The following is a 21,209-nucleotide window of genomic DNA, read 5'->3' on the forward strand; positions in this document are numbered from 1 at the left end:
TCATGGGGTCCAAGGGCGCAAGCCCCCGCGGGTTGTCCGGAAAGGCAGCGCTCCTCCGGTCCCGCCTTGAACACGCGGGGCAACCGGCCCGACCGGAGGCGGGGTCCGGCGCCGGTCGGCGGCTCAGCGCTGCTTGGGGTCCAGCACGTCGCGCAAGCCGTCGCCCAGCAGGTTGAAGGCCAGGGAGGCCACGAAGATCGCCACGCCGGGGATCACCGGCACCCACCACTGCTCCAGCACGAAGCGGCGGGCGGTGGCGATCATGGTGCCCCATTCCGGCAGTGGCGGCTGCGCGCCGAGGCCCAGGAAGCCCAAGCCGGCGGCGGTGAGGATGATGGAGCTCATGTCCAGCGTTACCCGCACCACCAGGGAGGGCACGCACATCGGCGCCACGTGCCGCAGCACGACCCGCGCCGCGGAGGCGCCGGTGAGGCGCACGGCGGCCACGTAGTCGGTGCGGCGAATGGTCAGCGTCTCGGCCCGCGCCAGGCGGGCATAGGGCGGCCAGGCCGTCAGCGCGATGGCGATCACCGCGCTCTCCACGCCAGGGCGCAGGGCGGCCACGAAGGCCAGCGCCAGGATCAGGCGGGGAAAGGCCAGGAACACGTCGGTGACGCGCATCAGCAGCCGGTCCCAGACGCCGCCGGCATAGCCCGCGACGCAGCCCACCGCGAGGCCGAAGGGTGCCACCAGCAGCACCACCGCCACCACCATGCCCAGCGTGATGCGGCCGCCGTAGAGCAGGCGAGAATACACGTCGCGCCCCAACTCGTCCGTGCCCAGCCAATGCGCAGCCGAGGGCGGCTGCAGCCGGTTGCCCAGGCTCTGCACGCCGGGGTCGTGAGTGGCCAGGAGAGGCGCCAGCAGCGCGATCAGCAGCAGCACGGCGGCCACCACCAGCCCGACCATCGCCAGCGGGTTGCGCCGGAAGGCCAGCCAAGCCTGGTAGCGTCGCCCCCAGGCCGCCTGGGAGCGCGACGCGGGGTCGTTGGACAGCAGCCAGGCGCGCGAGAAGGCGGCGGGTGCGGCGGGGGAAGAGGCGCTCATTGCACCCTCGGGTCCAGCAGGCGGTAGAGCAGGTCGGAGAGCAGGTTGAGCACCACGTAGATCAGCCCGATCACCAGGGTGGCGCCCAGCACCGCGTTCATGTCGGCGTTGAGCAGCGACACGGTCAGGTACTGGCCCAGCCCGGGCCAGGAAAAGATGGTTTCGGTCAGCACGGCGCCTTCCAGCAGCCCGGCATAGGTCAGGAACAGCACGGTCACCAGCGGCACGGCGACGTTGCGGAAGGCGTGGCCCCAGACGATGCGGGTCCGCGACAGGCCCTTGGCGCGGGCGGTGGTGACGTATTCGGCGCGCAGCTCGGCCAGCATGAAGGCGCGCGTCATGCGGGCGATATAGGCCAGGGAAAAGAAGGCCAGCACCCCCGCCGGCTGCGCCAGGTGCGCCCAGGCGTCGCGAAAGGCGGGCCAGTCGCCGGCCAGGGCGGCGTCCACGGTCAGCAGCCCGGTGCGGACATCCACCATGTCCTGGAAGGCGATGCCCTGCCGCCCCGGCCCCGGCGCGATGCCGAGGGAGGCGTAGAACACCAGCAGGCTGACCAGCCCCAGCACGAAGATCGGCACGGAATGGCCGGCGAGGCAGAAGACGCGGATCGCCTGGTCGGTGGCCGTGCCCTGCCGCGTCGCCGCCAGCACGCCCAGCGGCACGCCGATGATCACCGCCAGGATGATCGCCACCGTGGCCAGCTCGAAGGTGGCGGGAAAGAAGCGGATGATGTCCTGCACCACCGTGTTGGAGGTCATCACCGAGCGGCCGAGGTCGCCGCGGAAAATCTGCCCGAGGTAGTGGATGAACTGCTGGTACAGCGGCAGGTCGAGGCCGAGCTCCAGCCGCGCCTTTTCCACCACGTCCTGGGGCGCGCGGTCGCCCACGATGGCCAGCACGGGGTCGATGGGCATGACCCGGCCGATCAGGAAGGTGACCAGGGCCAGGCCGAACAGGGTGATGGGAATGCTGGCGGCGGTGGCCGCCAGCGAGCGCAGCCGCTTCACGCGAAGGTTCCGGGTGTCATGTGGCCGGGTTCCTAGTCGCGTGCAGGGCAAGGGGTAAAGGTCGGGGGAAGGAATTCCCCCGAACCCCCATTTTTTTTCCGGGAGTCACAGGCGCACCCGTGGAGAGCGGACACCAACTCACGAAAGAAGATGGGGGCCTGGGGGAATTCCTTCCCCCAGCTTCCTTTCCCACTCAGGCCTTCACGGTGTTGCGGTAGTTGATGCGGTCGTTCATTGGCCCCAGCTCGAAGCCCGTCACCGCGGCACGGCTGACCGCCACCTCGATCTCCTGCAGCACCACCACGAAGGGGCTGACCTGCTGGTGCTCGCGCTCCAGCTGCAGGTAGGTTTCCGACCGCTTGGCGGCATCCGTTTCCTTGGCGGCCGCGGCGGTGCGGGCGCTCAGCTCGGGGATCTCCCAGCCGGCGCGCCAGGCCAGGGTGCGGTTGCGGGCGTTGTCGGAATTATCGGTGTTGATCGAGAAGGCCTCGGCATTGGAGTTGGGGTCGAAGTAGTCCGAGCCCCAGCGCACCATGGCGATGTCGTGCTGCCGCCCGCGGGTCTTGGTGATCACCTGCCGCTCCTCGGCCGGCAGCATGCGCAGGCGGATGCCGATCTCGGCGAGGTTGGCCTGGATCGCTTGGGCGATGTCGGAACGGGGTGCTGCGGCGGTGTAGTCGAAGGAACATTCGAAGCCGTCGGCCAGCCCGGCCCGGGCCATCAGCGCCTTGGCCTCGGCGATCTGGTGCCCGAACGGCTTGTCGGTCAGGGCGCCGGGCAGGCCCTCGGGCAGGAAGGCCTGATGCACGGCGTAGGTGGAGGCGACGATGTTCTTCTGGATGCCCTCGTAGTCGATGGCCATCTTGATCGCCTGCCGCACCTCGGGCTTGGCGAGGTTCGGGTTGCGCTGGTTCAGCGACAGGTAGGTGATGTTGGCCTTGCGCTGCGGCGTGACGATGTATTGCCGGTCCGAGGAGACCTGCCGGATCTGGTCGGGGCTGAGGTTGCGGGCGATGTCGATGTCGCCGCGCTGCAGGCCCAGCATCTGCGCCGAGGAATCCGGCATGTGCCGGATGATCACGCGCCGGGTCTTCGGGGGCTCGGTGGAATGGGGGTTGGCTTCCAGCGTCACGCTCTCGCTGGCGCGCCAGGCGCGCACGACATAGGAGCCGGAACCCGCCGAGTTGCCCTTGAGCCAGGCATTGCCGAGGTCGTCGCCCTGGGCGCGGCGCATCACCTCCGCCTTCTCCACTACGCCGCCCACGGCGGCGGACAGGCAGTAGAGCAGGAAGCTCGGCGCCGTGGCCTCGCCGGTCTGCAGCACCACGGTTCGGGCGTCGGTGGCGCGGATCATCTGCGCCACGTTGTCCTTGGTGAAGCCGAACTGGTTGATGATGAAGGCCGGGCTCTTGTTCAGGATTACCGCGCGGCCCAGCGACCAGGCAACGTCCTCGGCGGTGACCGGCTGGCCGGAGGAGAACTTGGGGCCCTGCTTCAGCCGAAAGGTGAAGGTGCGGTTGTCGGCCGAGGCTTCCCAGCTCTCGGCCAGCTCGCCGGTGATCTGGCTGGGGTTGCTGTTCGGGGTGGTGACCAGCTTCTGATAAACGTTGCCGCAGACCTCGGTGCCGGAGAACTCGAAGCACTCACCGGGATCGAGGCTGATGATGTCGTCGATCTGCTTGGCCATCACGATCACCCCGGCAGGGGATTGCGCCTCGGCCCAGCGGGCGCCGAAGGGCAGGGTGAGGGCGGCGGCGGAGCCGGCCAGCAGGGTGCGTCGGGTGGTCATGGTGCGGTTCTCCGGCTCGTTTCTCGGTCGCGGCTCGAAGGCCGCGCTCAGGCTTTGGCGATGGCGTTGTAGCGGTGGCGGTCGTTCATCGGCCCCATCTCGAAGCCCGACACGCCGGCGCGGCTGACGGCGACCTCGCTTTCCTGCAGCAGGATGGCGAAGGGGCTGGTCTGCTGGTGCTCCTTCTGGAGGTCCAGGTACATCTGCGCCCGCTTGGCCGCATCTGTTTCCACCCGCGCGGCCTCCACCCGGGCGCTCATTTCCGGGATATACCAGGAGGAGTACCAGGCGGTGGTGCGGTTGCGGGCATTGTCGGAATTGTCGCTGTTGACCGCGTAGGTCTCGGCGTTGGAGTTGGGGTCGAAATAGTCGCTGCCCCAGCGGTTGATGCTCAGCTCGTGCTGTCGGGCGCGCATCTTGGTCAACACCTGCCGGTTCTCCGCCGGCAGCATGCGGAGGCGGATGCCGATCTCGGCGAGGTTGGCCTGGATCGCCTCGGCGATGTCGCTGACCGGGGCGACGGAAGCGTAGTCCAGCGACACCTCGAAGCCTGCCGCCAGCCCGGCTTGCGCCAGGAGGCGCTTGGCTTCCTCGGTTTGGTGGTGGAAGGGCTTGTCGGTCAGCGCGCCGGCGAAGCCTTCCGGCAGGAAGGCCTGGTGCACGGCGAAAAGGTTGGGAACGATGTTCTTCTGGATGCCGTCATAGTCGATTGCCAGCTTGATCGCCTGCCGCACCTCGGGCTTGGCGAGATTGGCATTCTTCTGGTTCATGGCGAGGTGCATCAGGCTCGCCTTGCGCTGCGTCGTCACGGTGTAGCGCGTGTCACCGCGGGCCTGGGTGATCTGGTCGGAGCTGAGGTTGCGGGCGATGTCGATGTCGCCGCGCTGCAGCCCCAGCAACTGTGCCGACGGGTCGGGGATGTGGCGCAGGATGATGCGCGGGGTGCGCGGTGCCACCAGGGCGTGCGGGTTGGCGTCCAGCGTCACGCTCTCGCTGGCGCGCCAGGCGCGCAGCCGGTAGGGACCGGAACCGGCGGAGTTCTGCTTCAGCCAGTTGTTGCCGAGGTCGTCACCCTGCGCATGGCTCAGCGCTTCCGCCTTCTCCACCACGCCGCCTACGGTGGCGGACAGGCAATAGAGCAGAAAGCTCGGCGCGGTGGGCTCGGCCGTGCGCATCACCAGGGTGCGCGGGCCGGTGGCGCGGATCATCTCCGCGACGTTGTCCCTGGTGTAGCCGAACTGGTTGATGATGAAGGCGGAAGCCTTGTTCAGGATCACCGCCCGCCCCAGCGACCACGCCGCATCCTCCGCCGTGACGGGCCGGCCGGAGGAGAATTTCGGCCCGTCGCGCAGGGTGAAGGTGAAGGTCCTGCGGTCCTCCGCCACGTCCCAGCGCTCCACCAGCTCGCCTGCCAGCTCGGCGGGGTTGCTGTTCGGGGTGGTGAAGAGCTTCTGGTAAACGTTGCCGCAGATCTCCGAGCCGGAATACTCGAAGCACTCGCCCGGATCGAGCGAGATGATGTCCACGATCTGCTTGGCGATCACGATCACCCCGGCGGGGGATTGCGCCGCCGCCCGGCGCGCCGCGCCGGGTGCCAGCAACCCGGCACCGGCTGAGGCGGCGAGGAGGCTGCGTCGGGTGGTGGTCATGGGCGTCGCCTTCCGCCGCTCAGGCCTTGGTGATGCCGCGATACTGGTTGCGGTCGTTCATCGGGCCAGTGTCGAAGCCGGACACGCCGGCGCGGCTGACGGACACCTCGATCTCCTGGAGCAGGATCACGAAGGGGCTGGTCTGCTGGTGCTCGCGCTGGATGGCCAGGTAACTTTCCGCCCGCTTCGCCGCATCTGTTTCCACCCGCGCCGCCACCACGCGGGCGCTCAGCTCCGGGATCAGCCAGCTGGAGCGCCAGGCGGTGGTGCGGTTGCGCGCGTCGTCGGCATTGTCGGTGTTGATGGAGAAGTTCTCGGCGTTGGAGTTGGGGTCGAAATAGTCCGATCCCCAGCGCGACATGGCGATGTCGTGCTGCCGGGCGCGCACCTTGGTGATGACCTGCCGGTACTCCGCCGGCAGCATCCGCAGCCGGATGCCGATATCGGCGAGGTTGGCCTGCACGGCCTGGGCGATGTCCCCGATCGGCGAGGCGGAGCCGTAGTCGAAGTTCAGGTCGAACCCGCCGGACAGGCCGGCCTGAGCCATCAGGCGCCGGGCCTCGTCCACGCGGCGGGAAAAGGGCTTCTCGGTCAGCGCGCCGGGCAGGCCTTCGGGCAGGAAGGCCTGGTGCACGGCATAGGTGGTGGGAACGATGTTCTTCTGGATGCCTTCGTAGTCGATCGCCCACTTCACCGCCTGCCGCACCTCGGGCTTGGCGAGGTTGGCGTTCTTCTGGTTCAGCGCGAGGTAGAGCAGGCTGGCCTTGCGCTGCGGCTGCACGGTGTATTGCCGGTCGGCCGAAACCTGCCGGAGCTGGTCGGGGCTGAGGTTGCGGGCGATGTCGTAGTCGCCCTTCTGCAGGCCCAACAGCTGTGCCGAGGGGTCGGCGACGTGGCGGATGATGATGCGCCGGGTCTTCGGCGGCTCGGTGGCGTTGGGATTGGCTTCCAGCGAAACGTTGTCGCTGGCCCGCCAGACCCGCACCGCGTAGGGGCCGGACCCGGCCGAGTTGCCCTTCAGCCAGGCATTGCCGAGATCGTCGCCCTGGGCGTGGCTGAGCGCCACCGCCTTTTCCACCACGCCGCCAATCACCGCCGACAGGCAGTAGAGCAGGAAGCTGGGCGCCGTGGGTTCGGCGGTTTGCAGCACTACCGTGCGCGGGTCGGTGGCGCGGATCATCTGCGCCACGTTGTCCTTGTTCAGCCCGAACTGGTTGATGATGAAGGCCGGCGTCTTGTTCAGGATCACCGCGCGGCCCAGCGACCAGGCGACATCCTCGGCCGTGACCGGCTTGCCGGAGGCGAATTTCGGTCCTTCCTTGAGGCGGAAGGTGAAGGTGCGGTTGTCGGCCGAGGCTTCCCAGCGCTCGGCCAGCTCGCCCACCAACTCCGCGGGGTTGTTGTTCGGGGTGGTGACCAGCTTCTGGTACACGTTGCCGCAGATCTCGGAGCCCGAGAACTCGAAGCACTCGCCGGGGTCGAGCGAGATCATGTCGTCGATCTGCTTGGCGAAAACGATCACCCCGGCGGGGGACTGCGCTTCGGCCCAGCGGCCATGCGCCAGGGCGACGGAGGCGCCGGTAGCACCGGCGAGGAAGGCGCGTCGGGTGGTCATGGCTCTCGGGTCCCCAGCGTAAGGGCGCAGCCTAGCGCAGCGGCGGCCACAGGGAAGCCCGATCGCATCCCCCCTGCCTGGACCGGCCCGCCGCCGCGTGGCACGGGATGGGGCGATGGAACCCTGGCAGGCTTTCTCGGCGGCGGCGGAGGATCCCGGGCCGCCCTATGCGGACACGGTCTGGGCGGCCATGCCGGACGGCTCGCGGCTGCGATTGCCGCTGCGCGATTACGGCGAGATCGCGGTGGGGGGCTTCATCGCCAACCAAGCCAGCTTCGCCGTGGCGCGCCGCGTCGCCGGCTGGATGGCCGAGGCCGCGCGGCCGCTGGGCGCCGAGGTGGTGTGCGGCCTGCCCACGCTGGGCCACGTCTTCGCCCCCCTGGTGGCGGAAGCGCTGGGCCACCCGAACTGGGTCGCCGCCGGCTACTCGCGCAAGCGCTGGTACGAGGACGCGCTGTCGGTGCCGATGTCCTCCTCCACCAGCCCCGGCGAGCGGCGGCTCTGGCTGGACCCGCGGATGCTCGGGCGGCTGGAGGGGCGGCGGGTGCTGCTGGTGGACGACGTGATCAGCACCGGCACCTCCGCCCTGGCCGGTCTGGGGCTGCTGCGTGCGGCCGGGGTGGTGCCGGTGGCGCTCTGCGTCGGCATGGCGCAGGGCGACCGCTGGCGCGCCGGCTGGCCGGCCGCGGTGCCGGTGCGCGCCGCCTTCGCCACGCCGCTGCTGCGCCGCGCCGAAGGCGGGTGGGTGCCGGACCCCGCCACCGCTGCCGCGGACGTGATCGGCCCCGGGGACGTTTCGCCGGGCTGACCGATCATCCTTGTTGCGGTGCCGGGCGGCTTCCTGCTGCACTCGCGGGATTGGCGGCGGGCCACGCCGCCTCCGTTCCGGGAAACGTGCCGATGCGACGCAGATCTCTGCTGGCCACGGGACTGGTGGCTGCCGCGGGTGCCGCCCCCTTCCGCCCCGCCCGGGCGGAGGAGGAGCCAGTGGACGTGGCGCTGGTGCTGGCCGTGGACGTGTCCCGTTCCGTGGACGAGGACGAGGCACGGCTGCAGCGCGAAGGCTACCGCGAGGCCATCACCGACCCGCGCGTGGTGGAGGCCATCCGCTCCGGCATGATCGGCGCGATCGGGCTGGCCTACGTCGAATGGGCGGGGATGGACTTTCAGCGGTTGCTGATCCCCTGGACGCGCATCTCCGGGCAGGAGGAGGCGAATGGCTGGGCCGAGGCACTGGCCCGCGCGCCACGCATCTCGCTGTCCTGGACCTCCATTTCCGGCGGCATCGAGTTCGCCCGCCGCACCCTGGCGGAAACGCCCTTCGAGGCGATGCGCCGCGTGATCGACGTGTCCGGCGACGGCGTGAACAACAGCGGTCCCCCGGCCGAGGAAGCCCGCGACCGTGCCGTGGCGGAGGGCATCACGATCAACGGCCTGCCGATCATGAACGACCGGCCCACCTTCGGCCGCGTGTCCGCCCTGCCGCTGGACCAGTATTACGAGCGCAGCGTGATCGGCGGGCCCGGCGCCTTCATGATCTCCGCGGAAGACTTCACCGCCTTCGGCAACGCCGTGCGCCGCAAGCTCGTGCGCGAGATCGCAGGGCTGGAACGGACGCCCGACCTGGCGTGACCGGGTCGGGGTTGCTGCTTCCGGGTGGCTCCGCCCGTGACCGGGGGCGCCGGTCCCTAGCGGCCCGAGCCTCCCGGGAACCCGGGCGCTGCCCGGGCTAGCCCGGCCGCGTCAGGTCCGGTGGATGGCGCGGCGGAGGCCGCCGTTGCCGGTCACGCAAAGGTGGAAGGCCGGGCGCAGGGTGGCCTCGGGCTCTTCCTCGAGGGCTTCCTCGGCGGAAGGCAGGGCGGCCGCGGGCGGGGCGGCGCGCTTGCGGACCCGGGTGCCGACTTCGCGCGGCAGGCCGGTGGAAGTGCCCTGGAAGGGGCGGGCGGCGTCACAGGAGGTGGCGGGCAGGGGCGGGAGGGGATCGGCCCTCGTGCCCGGCGACATGATCAGGGAACTCAGCAGCAGGAACAGGCCGGCCAGCACTCCACGCATGGTCTGAAACTCCTTGCCAGGGGTCCGAGGGGGAAAGGACCACGACGGCCAGCCCGGGGGAGGATGGCGATCGGCGCACCGGCGATTCGAACGCGAAGCCCAAGCCACGGTTGCCGCGTTGGGCGGGGGCACCGCACCCGATAGCCACGAGAGGCGCCCCATGAGTGACCGACCCGACCCCAACGACGAGGTGGATCTGGGCATCGCCGTTCCCACGGTTGTCACGGTGATCGATGCCGCCCGGGCCGTGGACGAGATGCAGGAGGACGATGCCGACGAGGACCTGCAGGACGAGGAAGCCGCCGACGACAGCGACCCCGAGGCCGCCGCGGAAGCCCTGGAGGCCCTGATCGACGAGCTGAACGAGGACGAGCAGGCGTCCTTGGTAGCGCTGGCCTGGATCGGCCGCGGCGACTACGACGCCGAGGACTGGGATGAGGCGCTGCGTCTGGCCAAGGAGCGCAACGAGCGGAGCGCCGCCTCCACCTACCTGATGGGGCTGGAACTGCTGGGCGACCTGCTGTCCGAAGGTCTGGAAGCCTTCGGCATCTCGGCCGAGGAAGTCGCCCGCTAACCCCGCCATCGGCCCGTCCGGCCAGGACCCGCTGCGAGAGCCATGGCGGCCTAAGCCTTCTGCGACCGCGGCCCGGATGATCTGGTTGCGCTTGAGTGTTCTGGCCTTGGCCAGGGGCGCTGCCCCTGGATGCTCAGGGCAAAGGCTCCGCCCTTGCCCGAGCCGGGGAGTTACGAACTTCCCGGTGTCCCGCGTTGAGTGCCTCCGGCGGGGGGGCGGGTTGGGCAACGCCGTCCATCATGACTGCCGCTGGCCATCCCGCCTCCCGCCGGAGGCACTCATGAGGTCGAGGTGCCCTGGTCTCCTCGCAGGGGCTCCAAGGGGGCAGGGCCCCTCTGGCCCAGGCCAGGACCACCCAGGACCACCCCAGCCCGCACGGATCGCGGCCCGCTAGGGACGGGCAGCGCCGCCTCGGCGACTACCCGCGCCGCGGCAGGTCGGCCCAGTGGGCGCCCTGCATGGGGATGGCCAGGAAGCGCGCGTTCAGCTCTGCCATCGTGGCGGCGGGGTCCAGGTCGCCGCAGCGGGCGGGGTGGAACCAGCGGGCCAGGGCTTCGGCCATCACCACGTGTGCCGGGGTGTCGTTGAAGCCGTGCCAGATGGCGTGGGCGCGGCCCGCGCGCACCGCGGGCAGGCTGTCCAGCTGGCTGCGGCGGATCACCGCGGCCAGCTCGCGCTGCGCCACCGCTTCTTCCACCCCAGGCCCGAGGGGGATGCCGCCGCGCCCGCCATAAGGGCCGCCGGTGGCCACGTAGACCTCCGGCGCCTGCGTCAGCACGTATTCCACCGCCAGCTGCCCGGTGGCGCCCGGCAGCACGTCGGCGCCGATGCTGTGGCCGCCGGCGAAGCGGATCATGGAATCGAAGGCGCCCTTGCCGGGGGAGAAGCAGCAGGGCGTGCCGCCGGCATGGGCGTGCATCATCACCTTGGGCCGCGCGTCCAGCCCGGCGAGGCGGGTGGCGACACGCTCCAGCCGCGCGGCGTAGAAGCTGTCGAAGGCGGCCGCACGCTCCTCCAGCCCCAGCACCTGGCCCAGGATCGCCATGCTGCGGCGGGTGTCGCGCAGCGGGTCGGTGAAGAAGTCGATCGCCACCGAAGGGATGCCCAGCGCGGCGAGGCGGTCCGGCAACTCCATGCTGCCGCCGCGCAGGCCGGCGCGGCTGAGGATCACGACGTCGGGGCGCGCGGCCACCACGGTTTCCAGCGACAAACCCTCGGCCTGGGCGCGGCCCACCAGGGGCACGGCGTCGGCGGCCGGGAAGCGGGCGCGCACGGTGGCGTAGTCCGGCGGGTTGATCACCCGGAGATCGTCGCCCCAGCCCACCACCAGGGAGACGGGATCGGGGTGCAGCAGCGCCAGGGCCAGCACGTGCCGCGCCTGGGCCAGCACGATGCGCTTCGCCGGCGCGGGCAGCACCACCTGCCGGTCGAGCAGGTCCGTCACCCGCACCGGCGCCTGCGCCCGCAGGAGGCGCGGCGCGGCCAGGGTGGCGGCGAGCGAGCCCAGGAGGAGGCGGCGCGTGGCGTGCGGCATCAGCGTGTCACCAGCGCACGCGGAGGGAGCCGAGGACGAGGCGACGGTTGCCGTAGTAGCAGGCGGTGATGGAGGAGCAGCTGGCGACGTATTCCTTGTCGGCGATGTTCTGTGCATTCACCGAGAAATCCAGGCCGCGCAGGGATTCGAAGCGCTGGCCGAAGTCGTAGCGGATGGCGGCGTCGAACAGCGTGGCGTCGTCCACCTTGAAGCTGTTGGCCTCGTTGCCGTAGGTGCTGTCGACGAAGCGCAGGCCGCCGCCGAGCTCGAGGCCGCGCAGCGGGCCGTCGCGGAAGCTGTAGTTGGCCCAGGCGCTGGCAATGTTGCGCGGTACCTGCGGCACGCGGTTGCCGGACACGCCCGCGGTGTTGGACTTGGTGATGTCGGCGTCGATGTAAGTGTAGGTGCCGATCAGGTCGAGGTTGTCGTTCAGGCTGGCCCGGCCTTCCAGCTCCACGCCGCGGGAACGGATCTCGCCGGTCTGCACGGAAAAGAGGTTGCTGTTCGGGTCGGGGGTCAGCACGTTGCGCTGGCGGATCTGGTACACCGCGGCCTGGATGAAGCTGTTCATCCCCGGCGGCTGGTACTTCACCCCGGCCTCGTACTGCTCGCCCGTGGTGGGGTCGAAGGTGCCGCCGCCGCGCGCCGGCGAGAAGGTGCCGGTGTTGGGCAGGAACGACGTCGAGTAGCTGAGATACGGCGCGAGGCCGTTGTCGAACAGGTAGAGTGCGCCGGCGCGCCAGGTGAAGGCGTCGTCCACCTGGCTGGTGTGGCTGCTGTCGCGGCGCTGCACGACCTCGCTGGTGGCGAAGTCCTGCCGCGCGCCGATGTTGAAGCGGAAGCGGCCGAGCGCGATCTGGTCCTGCGCGTAGAGGCCGAGCTGGTCGGTGATCTGGCCAATGGTCTGCGCCGGGCCGAGCACAGGGCGCGCGACCGTCACGTAGTAGCTCGGCGCGAAGAGGTCGATGGACGGCGCGGTGCCGTTGCCCAGGCGCCGCTTGGCCGAGGAGCGCGACCAGTCCAGCCCGGCCAGCAGCGTGTGGCGCAGCGGGCCGGTGTTGAAGTCGGCCTGCAGCTGGTTGTCCAGCGCGAAGGTATCGGCGTGCTCGATGGCGTGGGTGAGGGTGCGGGTGCCCGTGCGTCCGTCGGCCGCGACGGCCTGGATGGAAATCACCTGCCGCTCGGAATCGAGGTGCAGGTAGCGGAAGTTCTGCCGCGCGGTGAAGACGTCGTCGAAGCGGTGCTCGAGCTGGTAGCCGATCGAGGCCTGGCGACGGGACTCCCGGTTCCAGTTCGGGTCGCCGCCGAAGAAGTTGGAGCGGATGCGGCCGAAGCGGCTGGGGATCACCGTGCCGGTGGCGGGCACGAAGTTGTAGAAGCCCGCCTCCGGATCGTCCTGATAGGAGCCGAGCAGCGTCAGGGTGGTGTTGTCGTCGGGGCGCCAGGTCAGGGCGGGCGCGATGGCGATGCGGCCCTCGTTGACGAAGTCGTACTGCGTCTGCGCCTTCCGGGCGATGCCGGTCAGGCGGTACTGGAACCGGCCGTCCTCGGTCAGCGGGCCGCCGAAGTCGAAGGCGGTCTGCAGCCGTGCGTCGGTGCCGGCTTCCAGCCGCACCTCGTGGATCGGGGTGGCGGTGGGGCGGCGGCTGACGAGGTTCACGATGCCGCCCGCGCCGGTCTGGCCGTAGAGCACGGAGGCCGGGCCGCGCAGCACCTCGATGCGTTCCAGCAGGAAGGGGTCGAAGCCCGGCACGGCGAAGGACGCGCCGCGGCCGACACGCAGCCCGTCGAGGAAGTTCACGAAGGCAGCGCCGGTGCCCTGGCCGCCGAAGCCGCGCACGAAAACGCTGTCGAAGCGGTTGGATGGACGGATCTCCGGCAGCACGCCGGCGGTGTAGCGCAGCGCCTGCGAGATGGTCTGCGGTTGCTGGTCGTCGATCTGGTCGCGGGTGACCACGCCCACCGATTGCGGCGCCTCGATCAACTGCGTGTCGGTCTTGGAACCGGTGGTGGTGACGGGGGCGACGTAGCCGCTGACCGGCTGCCAGGCGCGCCAGGCGGTGGCCTGCACGTTGATCTCGGGCAGGGCGAGGACGGGTTCGCCGGCGGTTTCGGTCTGGGCCAGCGCGGGATGCGCCAGGGTGGCCAGGGCGACACTGGCGAGAAGGAGCGGCCGTCGCAGGGCGTGGGAGCGGTACATCGGGATGCCTGGAACGTGATCGCGGGCTGATCGCATAAATGAGAATCACTTGCAACTGGTGGCGGGGTGGAGAATCGCGGCTGTTTCGCCGCCAGCGGCGTTACCCAACCGCGGGAAGGCCGCCTGGCCCAAGCAGGGCGCGCAGGCCGTGGCTGAGTGCCACGGGGATGACGGACACGTGGGTTTCCCCCGCCAGGCACTCGAAGCCCACCAAGGCGGTGGGGCCGAAGCGGTCGGCCACGGCCTCGGCCATCGCGCGGGCGTTGCCCACCATGGCGCGCTCCCGCCGTCGCTGCGCCGTGGTCTCGCTGTCCGGCAGCGCCGCCTCCCAGGGCGCCAGGGCCTCCTCCCATTCCCCCACGCCGATCCAGACCCGGGGGGACGAGCCCGCGCCCCGGCCCGAGCGCAGCCCGGCCAGCAGGCGCTCGCGGTTCCACCAGACGGAGGGGCTCATGGCCAGGACGCCTGCAAAGTCGGAGGGGTCCTGCGCCAGCGCGTCCAGGGCAAAGAAGCCGCCCAGCGAATGGCCGGCGATCACCTCCCGCCGCGGGTCGGCGGGAAAGCGGGCGCGCAGCAGCGGCCGCACCGCCGACCCCAGGAAATGCGCGAAGGCGTCGCGACCAGCCCCCTGGCTTGCCGGCTCCCCGGGCCGGGCCGGGCCGAAATCCGTCCGCCGCCGTGCCTGATGCAGCGGCTGGTCGCCGGGATAGGCGATGCCGACCACGATCGCCGGCACCAGCCGCGACACGGTGGGCCGGAACTGACCCTGTCGCACTAGGTCCACCGCCATGCCGAAACAGTTGTTGCCGTCCAGCAGGAACACCACCGGAAAGCCGCCCGGGGGTGGCGGAACCTCCGGCACGAACACGAAGAGCTGGTAGGGCCCGGAAGGGCCGTCCAGGGCGAGCAGCGTGGTGCCGGGAAGGCAGACCTCAGCCAAGGCGCTGCCCGTCCTGCGGCCGACCGGGAAACCCTGCGCTGCCTTTGCCGGGAACGTGCCTCTGCATCCTGCCCTCTCGCCCTCGCCGCCCGGATGGTCCGGCGCTGGCAGGTGCCGGGCGAATCCTGGCGCATCCGCCGGGACGGCAGCAAGGGTGCCGGCTACGGTTCGCGGGACCCGGGACGCGGCGGTGCCCCGCTCCTGCAGGGCCGGGGCTCACGCGCTCCCGTGCATGTGCGGCGAGGCCGCCAGGAGGGTTTCGGGCAGGCGGGGCGTGACCGCGGCGGCGAAGAACTCGCCGGATCGGGCCGGCCGCCCGAGCAGGTAGCCCTGCACCTGCGGGCAGCCCCGGCTGCGCAGCATGCCCAGTTGCTCCTCGGTTTCCACCCCTTCCGCCACGACGCTGAGGCCCAGGCTGCGGCCGAGTGCCAGCACTGCCTCGATGATCGCGGCCGATTCCACGTCGCGGCCCAGGCCGCGCACGAAGGACTGGTCGATCTTCAGCTCGTCGAAGGGGAAGCGCCGCAGGTAGCCGAGCGAGGAATAGCCGGTGCCGAAGTCGTCCAGCGACAGGAAGATGCCCATCGCCTTCAGGGCGCGCAGCACGGTCAGCGCGCGCTCGGTGTCGCCGATCAGCAGCCCTTCCGTCACCTCCATCTTCAGCCGCTGCGGCGGCAGGCCGGTGCGCTCCAAGATGCCGGAAATGGCTGCCACCAGGTCGGGCTGGCGGAACTGCGCGGGGGACAGGTTCACCGCCACGCGGCAGGGCACGGGCCAGCCTGCCGCTTCGATGCAGGCGGTTTCCAGCACCCAGCGGCCGAGCGGGATGATCAGGCCCGCCTCCTCCGCCAGCGGCACGAAGTCGGAAGGCGGCACGACGCCGCGCGCCGGATGGGTCCAGCGCAGCAGCGCTTCCTGGCCCACCAGTTCCCGCGTCATCGTATCGAACTGCGGCTGGTAGACGAGAAACATCTCGCCCCGCTCCACGGCCACGCGCAGGTCGCGCTCCATGGCCCGGCGCTCCAGCAGCCGCTGGTCCATGGCGGGTTCGAAGAAGCGGTACACCCCGCGGCCGTCGCGCTTAGCGCGATACAGCGCGGTGTCGGCGTTGTGCAGCAGGCGCGGCACGGTTCGGCCGTCACCGGGAAACAGGGCGATGCCCACGCTGGTGCCGATCTCGAACACCTGCCCGTCGAGGTCGTAGGGGACCGACAGGGCGGCGATTACCCGGTTCGCCAGCGCCGCTCCCGCCTCGGGCGTGTCCAGGTCGGCCTTGATGATGGCGAACTCGTCGCCGCCCAGCCGCGCCACGGTGTCGCTGGCGCGCAGGCTCGCGCGCAGCCGCTCGGCCACCTGCGCCAGCAGCCGGTCGCCACCCTCGTGCCCCATGACGTCGTTGACGGTCTTGAAGCGGTCGAGGTCGAGGCAGAGGATGGCCGCGCCCCGCCCTTCCCGGGCGGCCAGTTCCAGCACCTGATGGGCCCGGTCGGCCAGCAGGGCACGGTTGGGCAGGCCGGTCAGCCCGTCATGGTGCGCGAGGTAGCGGATCTGGGCTTCCGCCCTCTTGCGCTCGGTCAGGTCGCGTATCGCCACGGCACAGGCCGGCTGCAGCCGCGCCCGGCGCCTCCACCCGGTTTTGACCTCCTCGATCACGCGGGACAGGATCTCGACGGGGATGCTGCGGCCGCCTTCGGTGACCAGCTCCAGTTCCAGCGCCGCCGTACCGTTGGCCACCGCCTCGGGGTCGGCGCGGAGCCGGCTCGCCACCCCGGCCGGCAGGATGCGCGTGATGTCGTGGCCGACCAGGGCCGCGGCCGGGAGGCCGACCAACCGGGCCAGCGTCTCGTTCACGTCCAGGATCGTGCCGCCGCGATGGATGAGCAGCCCTTCGAAGGTGCCGCTGGCCAAGCGCCGCAGCCGCGCCGCGTCGCGCGTGCGCTCCCCCCACAGCTTCTCCTCGAGCACCACGCTGCTGAGGCCAACGGTCGCGATGGCGGCCACCACGGCCGCGGTGGTGATGGCGAGCAGGTGCCCGTCCAGCCCGCCGCCGGCCACCTCGACGTTGCCGTCGGGCAGGATGGTGGTGCCGGCCATGCCCAGGAAATGCAGGCAAAGGATGGACACCGCCAGCAGGCAGGCCGCGGCCAGGCGGCCCCGCCGCCGGTCGAAGCGGCGTGCCAGTGCCAGGGCCGCCAGGCCACCGCCGGCGAGCACGGACAGCACGGCGTGGGGCGGGGAAAACTCCACCGTGCCGGGCAGGCGCATGGCGCTCATGCCCATAAAGTGCATCGCCCCGACCGACAGGCCGAGCACGGTTCCCCCGGCCAGCGCCCGTCCGCGCCTGGGCTTGCCGGAAGCCTGCACGAGCGGAAAGGCCAGGGCCGCACCCAGCACCGCGACCAGGGCCGAGACGGCGGTGAGGCCCGGCGCGTAGGAGATCGGCAGGCCCGGCTGAAAGGCCAGCATGGCGATGAAATGCGTGGCCCAGACGCCGCAGCCGTAGACCAGCCCGGCGACGATGGCCCAGATCACCCGATGGCCCCGCGCCACGAGCCGGAGCCTGCGGACGACGTTGGCGGATACGAAGCACGCCATGCAGCAGACGCCGACGGCCAGAAAGAGCAGGGGAAGGTTATGCTCGTAGGTCAGGCAGCCCAGAATCTCGATCATCGTTCGGTTTTGCCGCGGTTCCTGGCGCAGGGTGCCGTTACCAACTACTTGCACGCGGGGGATGCTTCAAGGAAGAATGAACAACCAATGATTGCATTCCGGTTGTGACCCGGAGCGATCGTGTCGGCCTCGAGGCACCGTGGTTCCCGGGCTTCCCCCCACGGTTCCGCTTCCGTGCCCGGCCCCTTGCCGGAAGGGTTCGGCTCCGCCTGCTTCGGTGCGACGGAAGGGCCTGACAGGCATGGCCCGCTGAGCGCGCGTCACCCGGCGCTCCGTCGCGGCCCCTTCGGAACGAAGGCAGAAACCGCGGGGACGGGAGGCTGATCCCGGCAGCGATCATCGCCATCTCCGTGCTGCCGCCACGGCGCGGCCAGCCGCAGGAACCGAGATGGACACCAACGCCCTTCCCGCCATCGGCGTGCCGCCCGAGGCACCCTTTGCTGCCTTCGCCGCCGAACTGCGCCCCCAATCTTCGCTGCGCGCCGCCATCACCGCCGCCTATCGCCGCCCCGAGCCGGACTGCCTGCCGCCGCTGCTCGACCTCGCGACGCTGCCGCCCGCGGCCGCGGCGCAGGCCGCCGCCACGGCGCGGCAGCTGGTGGAGCGGCTGCGCAGCAGGCCGCGCGGCGGCGGCGTCGAGGGACTGATCCGGGAATACGACCTGAGCAGCCAGGAAGGCGTGGCGCTGATGTGCCTGGCGGAAGCACTGCTGCGCATCCCCGACACCGCCACCCGCGACGCGCTGATCCGCGACAAGATCGCGGGCGGTGAATGGCACGCGCATCTCGGCCACAGCCCGTCCGTCTTCGTCAACGCCGCGACCTGGGGGCTGCTGGTCACGGGGCTGCTGACCGCCACAAGTAGCGAGAGCGGCCTGTCGGCGGCGCTGACGCGGCTGATCGCGCGCGGCGGCGAGCCGATCATCCGCAAGGGCGTGGACCTGGCGATGCGGTTGATGGGCGAGCAGTTCGTGACCGGCCAGACCATCGCGGAAGCGCTGCGCAACAGTCGCCGCATGGAAGCGCGTGGCTTCCGCTATTCCTTCGACATGCTGGGCGAAGCGGCCACCACCGCCGACGACGCCGCGCGCTACCTGTCCGACTACGAGGGCGCCGTCCACGCCATCGGCCGCGCCGCCGCCAGGCGCGGCCCGATCGCGGGGCCGGGCATCTCGGTCAAGCTGTCCGCCCTGCATCCCCGCTACGGCCGCGCCAAGCGGCAACGGGTGATGCGCGAACTGCTGCCGCGGCTGCGGGGGCTGGCGGTGCTGGCCAAGGGCTACGAGATCGGCCTCAACATCGACGCGGAGGAAGCGGACCGGCTGGAATTGTCGCTGGACCTCTTGGAAGCGCTGGCGACCGACCCGGCACTCGCGGGCTGGAACGGGCTGGGCTTCGTGCTGCAGGCCTATGGCAGGCGCTGCCCCTTCGCGGTGGACTGGATCGTGGACCTGGCGCGGCGCGCCGGGCGGCGGATCATGGTGCGGCTGGTCAAGGGCGCCTATTGGGACAGCGAGATCAAGCGGGCGCAGGTGGACGGGCTGCCGGACTTCCCCGTGTTCACCCGCAAGCCTTTCACGGACGTGTCCTTCCTGGCCTGCGCGCGCAAGCTGCTGGACGCGCCCGACGCGGTGTTCCCGCAATTCGCCACGCACAACGCTCAGACCCTGGCCGCGGTGCTGGCCATGGCCGGCCCGGAGTTCCGGCCTGAGCAGTACGAGTTCCAGTGCCTGCACGGCATGGGCGAGCCGCTCTACGAGGAGGTGGTCGGCCCCGGCAAGCTGGACCGGCCCTGCCGGATCTACGCTCCCGTGGGCACGCACGAGACGCTGCTGGCCTATCTCGTGCGCCGGCTGCTGGAGAACGGCGCCAATTCCTCCTTCGTCAACCGCATCGCCAATGCCGCCGTGCCGGTGGAGGCGCTGATCGCCGATCCCGTGGCCGCCCTGCGCGCCGAACAACCGGTCGGCGCGCCGAACCCGCGCATCGCCCGGCCGCGCGAACTGTTCGGCCCGGTGCGCCCGAACTCCGCCGGGCTGGACCTGAGCGACGAGGACACTCTCGCCGCCCTGGCCGCGGCGCTGGCGGAAAGCGCCGGCACCGCCTGGACCGCCGCCCCGACCTCCTGCCCGGCGCCTGCGGGCGCGGCGCGGCCGGTGCGCAACCCGGCCGACCGGCGCGACATCGTGGGGCAGGTGCGCGACGCCACGCCGGCGGAGGTCGCGGCGGCGCTGGCGCGATCCGCCGCGGCCGCCGCGGACTGGGCGGGCACGCCGGCCGCGAAGCGCGCCGCCTGCCTGCGCCGCGCCGCGGAGGCGGCCGAGGCGCGGATGCCCGTGCTGACCGGGCTGGCGGTGCGGGAAGCCGGCAAGACCATCCCCAACGCGGTGGCGGAGATCCGCGAGGCGGTGGACTTCCTCCGCTTCTACGCCGGCGAGGCGGAGCGCCTGCTGGGCGCGGGCGGGCCACCGCCGCTGGGCCCGGTGGCCTGCATCTCGCCCTGGAACTTTCCCGCCGCCATCTTCACCGGCCAGGTCGCGGCCGCCCTGGCGGCGGGCAACCCCGTGCTGGCCAAGCCGGCGGAGGAAACCCCGCTGATGGCGGCGGAGATGGTGCGCCTGCTGCACGCCGCCGGCATTCCGGTGGACGTCCTGCAACTGCTGCCCGGCGACGGTGCGGTGGGGGCGGCGCTGGTGGCCGATCCGCGGGTGCAGGGCGTGGTGTTCACGGGCTCCACCGCCGTGGCGCGGCTGATCCAGGGGCAGCTCGCGGGACGGCTGGGAGCGCGCGGGCAGCCGGTGCCGCTGATCGCGGAAACCGGCGGGCAGAACGCCATGATCGTGGATTCCTCCGCGCTGGCGGAGCAGGTGGTGGGCGACGTGCTGGCCTCCGCCTTCGACTCTGCTGGCCAGCGCTGCTCGGCGCTGCGCATCCTGTGCCTGCAGGAGGAGGTCGCCGACCGCACCCTGGCCATGCTGCGCGGCGCGATGCGCGAGCTGGCGATCGGCGACCCCGCCCGCCTCGCCACCGATATCGGCCCGGTGATCACGGCCGAAGCCCGCGACGGCATCCTGGAACACGTCGCGGCGATGCGCGCGCGCGGCCATGCCGTCGACGCGCTGCCGTTGCCGCCCGATGCCGCGCGGGGCAGCTTCGTGGCGCCGACGGTGATCGGGATCAGCCGGGTCGCCGAGGTGGAACGGGAAGTCTTCGGCCCCGTGCTGCACGTGCTGCGCTTCCGGCGCGACGCGCTGGACCGTCTGGTCGACGACATCAACGCTTCCGGCTACGGGCTGACCTTCGGCCTGCACACGCGCATCGACGGGACGGTGACGCGGGTGCTGGACCGCGTCGAGGCCGGCAACCTCTACGTCAACCGCAACATGGTGGGTGCCGTGGTGGGCGTGCAGCCCTTCGGCGGCTGCGGCCTGTCCGGCACCGGGCCCAAGGCGGGCGGGCCGCTCTATCTCGGCCGGCTGTTGAGCGCGCCGCCGCGCGACGCGTTGCGCGAGCTGCCCGTGCCGGGTGCCGCCAACCCGGCCGCCCGCGCCTTTGCCGACTGGCTGCGCGCCCGTGGCCGCGCGGCGGAGGCCGAGCATTGCGCCGCCTATCTCCGGCGCTCGGCCCTGGGCGCGGAGGTGGAGCTGCGTGGCCCGGTGGGCGAGCGCAACCTGTACCGCCTGCGCCCGCGCGGCCGCATTGCCGCCCTGGCGCGCACGGAAGCGGGGCTGCTGCGGCAGATCGGCGCCATCCTGGCCACCGGCAACAGCGCGGCGATCGAGGCCGACAATCCCGCGCGCGCCGCGCTGTCCGGGCTGCCGCCGGACGTGGCGGCACTGATCGGCACCGCCGCCGGCCTGGAAGCGATGCAGGACCTGCGCGCGGTGCTGTTCGAGGGCGAGGCCGCGGCGCTGCCGGCGCTGAACCGCCGCGTCGCCGAACGCGACGGACCGATCCTGCCCGTGCAGGCCGTGATGGCGGCGGGCGATGACTACGACCTGGACCGGCTGCTCGAAGAGTGCTCGATCTCCATCAACACCGCCGCGGCGGGCGGCAATGCCAGCCTGATGGCGATGGGCTGACGCGAAACGCCGGCAGGAAGCGGCGCGGCGTGCGTCGTTGCATGGGCCGCG

The 21,209-nt window shown here is 71.4% G+C and carries 14 protein-coding genes; 4 read left to right on the top strand and 10 right to left on the bottom strand.

Going from position 1 to position 21,209, the window contains the following annotated elements:
• Positions 1-123 precede the first annotated feature (123 nt).
• The 5 genes from ACLIBK_RS13405 to ACLIBK_RS13425 form a co-directional block, all read right to left on the bottom strand.
• Positions 124-1,047: an ABC transporter permease gene (locus ACLIBK_RS13405; RefSeq protein WP_415387766.1), complete on the bottom strand. Its 924-nt coding sequence runs from the start codon at positions 1,045-1,047 to the stop codon at positions 124-126.
• Positions 1,044-2,054: an ABC transporter permease gene (locus ACLIBK_RS13410; RefSeq protein ID WP_415387767.1), complete on the bottom strand. Its 1,011-nt coding sequence runs from the start codon at positions 2,052-2,054 to the stop codon at positions 1,044-1,046. Before ACLIBK_RS13410 ends, ACLIBK_RS13405 begins: the two co-directional genes overlap by 4 nt.
• A 193-nt stretch (positions 2,055-2,247) precedes the next feature.
• On the bottom strand, positions 2,248-3,843 hold the full coding sequence (locus tag ACLIBK_RS13415) for an ABC transporter substrate-binding protein (RefSeq protein WP_415387768.1): 1,596 nt from the start codon (positions 3,841-3,843) through the stop codon (positions 2,248-2,250).
• 47 nt (positions 3,844-3,890) lie between these two features.
• Complete coding sequence (locus tag ACLIBK_RS13420; protein WP_415387769.1) at positions 3,891-5,492, bottom strand: ABC transporter substrate-binding protein; 1,602 nt, start codon at positions 5,490-5,492, stop codon at positions 3,891-3,893.
• 19 nt (positions 5,493-5,511) lie between these two features.
• The gene (locus tag ACLIBK_RS13425; RefSeq protein WP_415387770.1) at positions 5,512-7,107 is read right to left on the bottom strand and encodes an ABC transporter substrate-binding protein; all 1,596 of its coding nucleotides are present in this window, start codon (positions 7,105-7,107) and stop codon (positions 5,512-5,514) included.
• 115 nt (positions 7,108-7,222) lie between these two features.
• On the opposite strand from ACLIBK_RS13425, the gene ACLIBK_RS13430 reads away from it, so the two are divergent.
• On the top strand, positions 7,223-7,915 hold the full coding sequence (locus ACLIBK_RS13430) for a phosphoribosyltransferase (RefSeq protein ID WP_415387771.1): 693 nt from the start codon (positions 7,223-7,225) through the stop codon (positions 7,913-7,915).
• Positions 7,916-8,007: 92 nt separating this feature from the next.
• Positions 8,008-8,739, top strand: a complete 732-nt coding sequence (locus ACLIBK_RS13435) for a DUF1194 domain-containing protein (RefSeq protein ID WP_415387772.1) — start codon at positions 8,008-8,010, stop codon at positions 8,737-8,739.
• 111 nt (positions 8,740-8,850) lie between these two features.
• On the opposite strand, the gene ACLIBK_RS13440 is transcribed toward ACLIBK_RS13435, so the two are convergent.
• A complete protein-coding gene (locus ACLIBK_RS13440; protein WP_415387773.1) occupies positions 8,851-9,159 on the bottom strand; it encodes a hypothetical protein in 309 nt (102 codons plus the stop codon).
• Between the two features lie 160 nt (positions 9,160-9,319).
• Here ACLIBK_RS13440 and ACLIBK_RS13445 point away from each other — a divergent pair, with 160 nt between their 5' ends.
• Complete coding sequence (locus ACLIBK_RS13445) at positions 9,320-9,733, top strand: DUF3775 domain-containing protein (RefSeq protein ID WP_415387774.1); 414 nt, start codon at positions 9,320-9,322, stop codon at positions 9,731-9,733.
• A 418-nt stretch (positions 9,734-10,151) separates the two neighbouring features.
• Here ACLIBK_RS13445 and ACLIBK_RS13450 read toward each other — a convergent pair whose 3' ends face one another.
• The 4 genes from ACLIBK_RS13450 to ACLIBK_RS13465 form a co-directional block, all read right to left on the bottom strand.
• Positions 10,152-11,267 (bottom strand): ABC transporter substrate-binding protein, encoded by a 1,116-nt coding sequence (locus tag ACLIBK_RS13450; protein WP_415387775.1) that lies wholly within the window; start codon positions 11,265-11,267, stop codon positions 10,152-10,154.
• Between the two features lie 7 nt (positions 11,268-11,274).
• Entirely contained in the window at positions 11,275-13,467 is a 2,193-nt protein-coding gene (locus ACLIBK_RS13455; RefSeq protein ID WP_415387776.1) for a TonB-dependent siderophore receptor, read from the bottom strand.
• A gap of 100 nt (positions 13,468-13,567) precedes the next feature.
• Positions 13,568-14,407 carry an alpha/beta hydrolase gene (locus ACLIBK_RS13460; RefSeq protein WP_415387777.1) on the bottom strand — a complete coding sequence of 280 codons (840 nt, stop codon included), beginning with the start codon at positions 14,405-14,407 and terminating at the stop codon, positions 13,568-13,570.
• A 216-nt stretch (positions 14,408-14,623) separates the two neighbouring features.
• Entirely contained in the window at positions 14,624-17,077 is a 2,454-nt protein-coding gene (locus ACLIBK_RS13465) for an EAL domain-containing protein (protein ID WP_415387778.1), read from the bottom strand.
• Positions 17,078-17,465: 388 nt separating this feature from the next.
• Between ACLIBK_RS13465 and putA the strand changes: the two genes are divergently transcribed.
• Positions 17,466-21,158: a trifunctional transcriptional regulator/proline dehydrogenase/L-glutamate gamma-semialdehyde dehydrogenase gene (gene putA / locus ACLIBK_RS13470; protein ID WP_415387779.1), complete on the top strand. Its 3,693-nt coding sequence runs from the start codon at positions 17,466-17,468 to the stop codon at positions 21,156-21,158.
• Positions 21,159-21,209 lie beyond the last annotated feature (51 nt).

Source organism: Roseomonas sp. BN140053 (assembly GCF_047690175.1).
Lineage (GTDB): Bacteria > Pseudomonadota > Alphaproteobacteria > Acetobacterales > Acetobacteraceae > Roseomonas.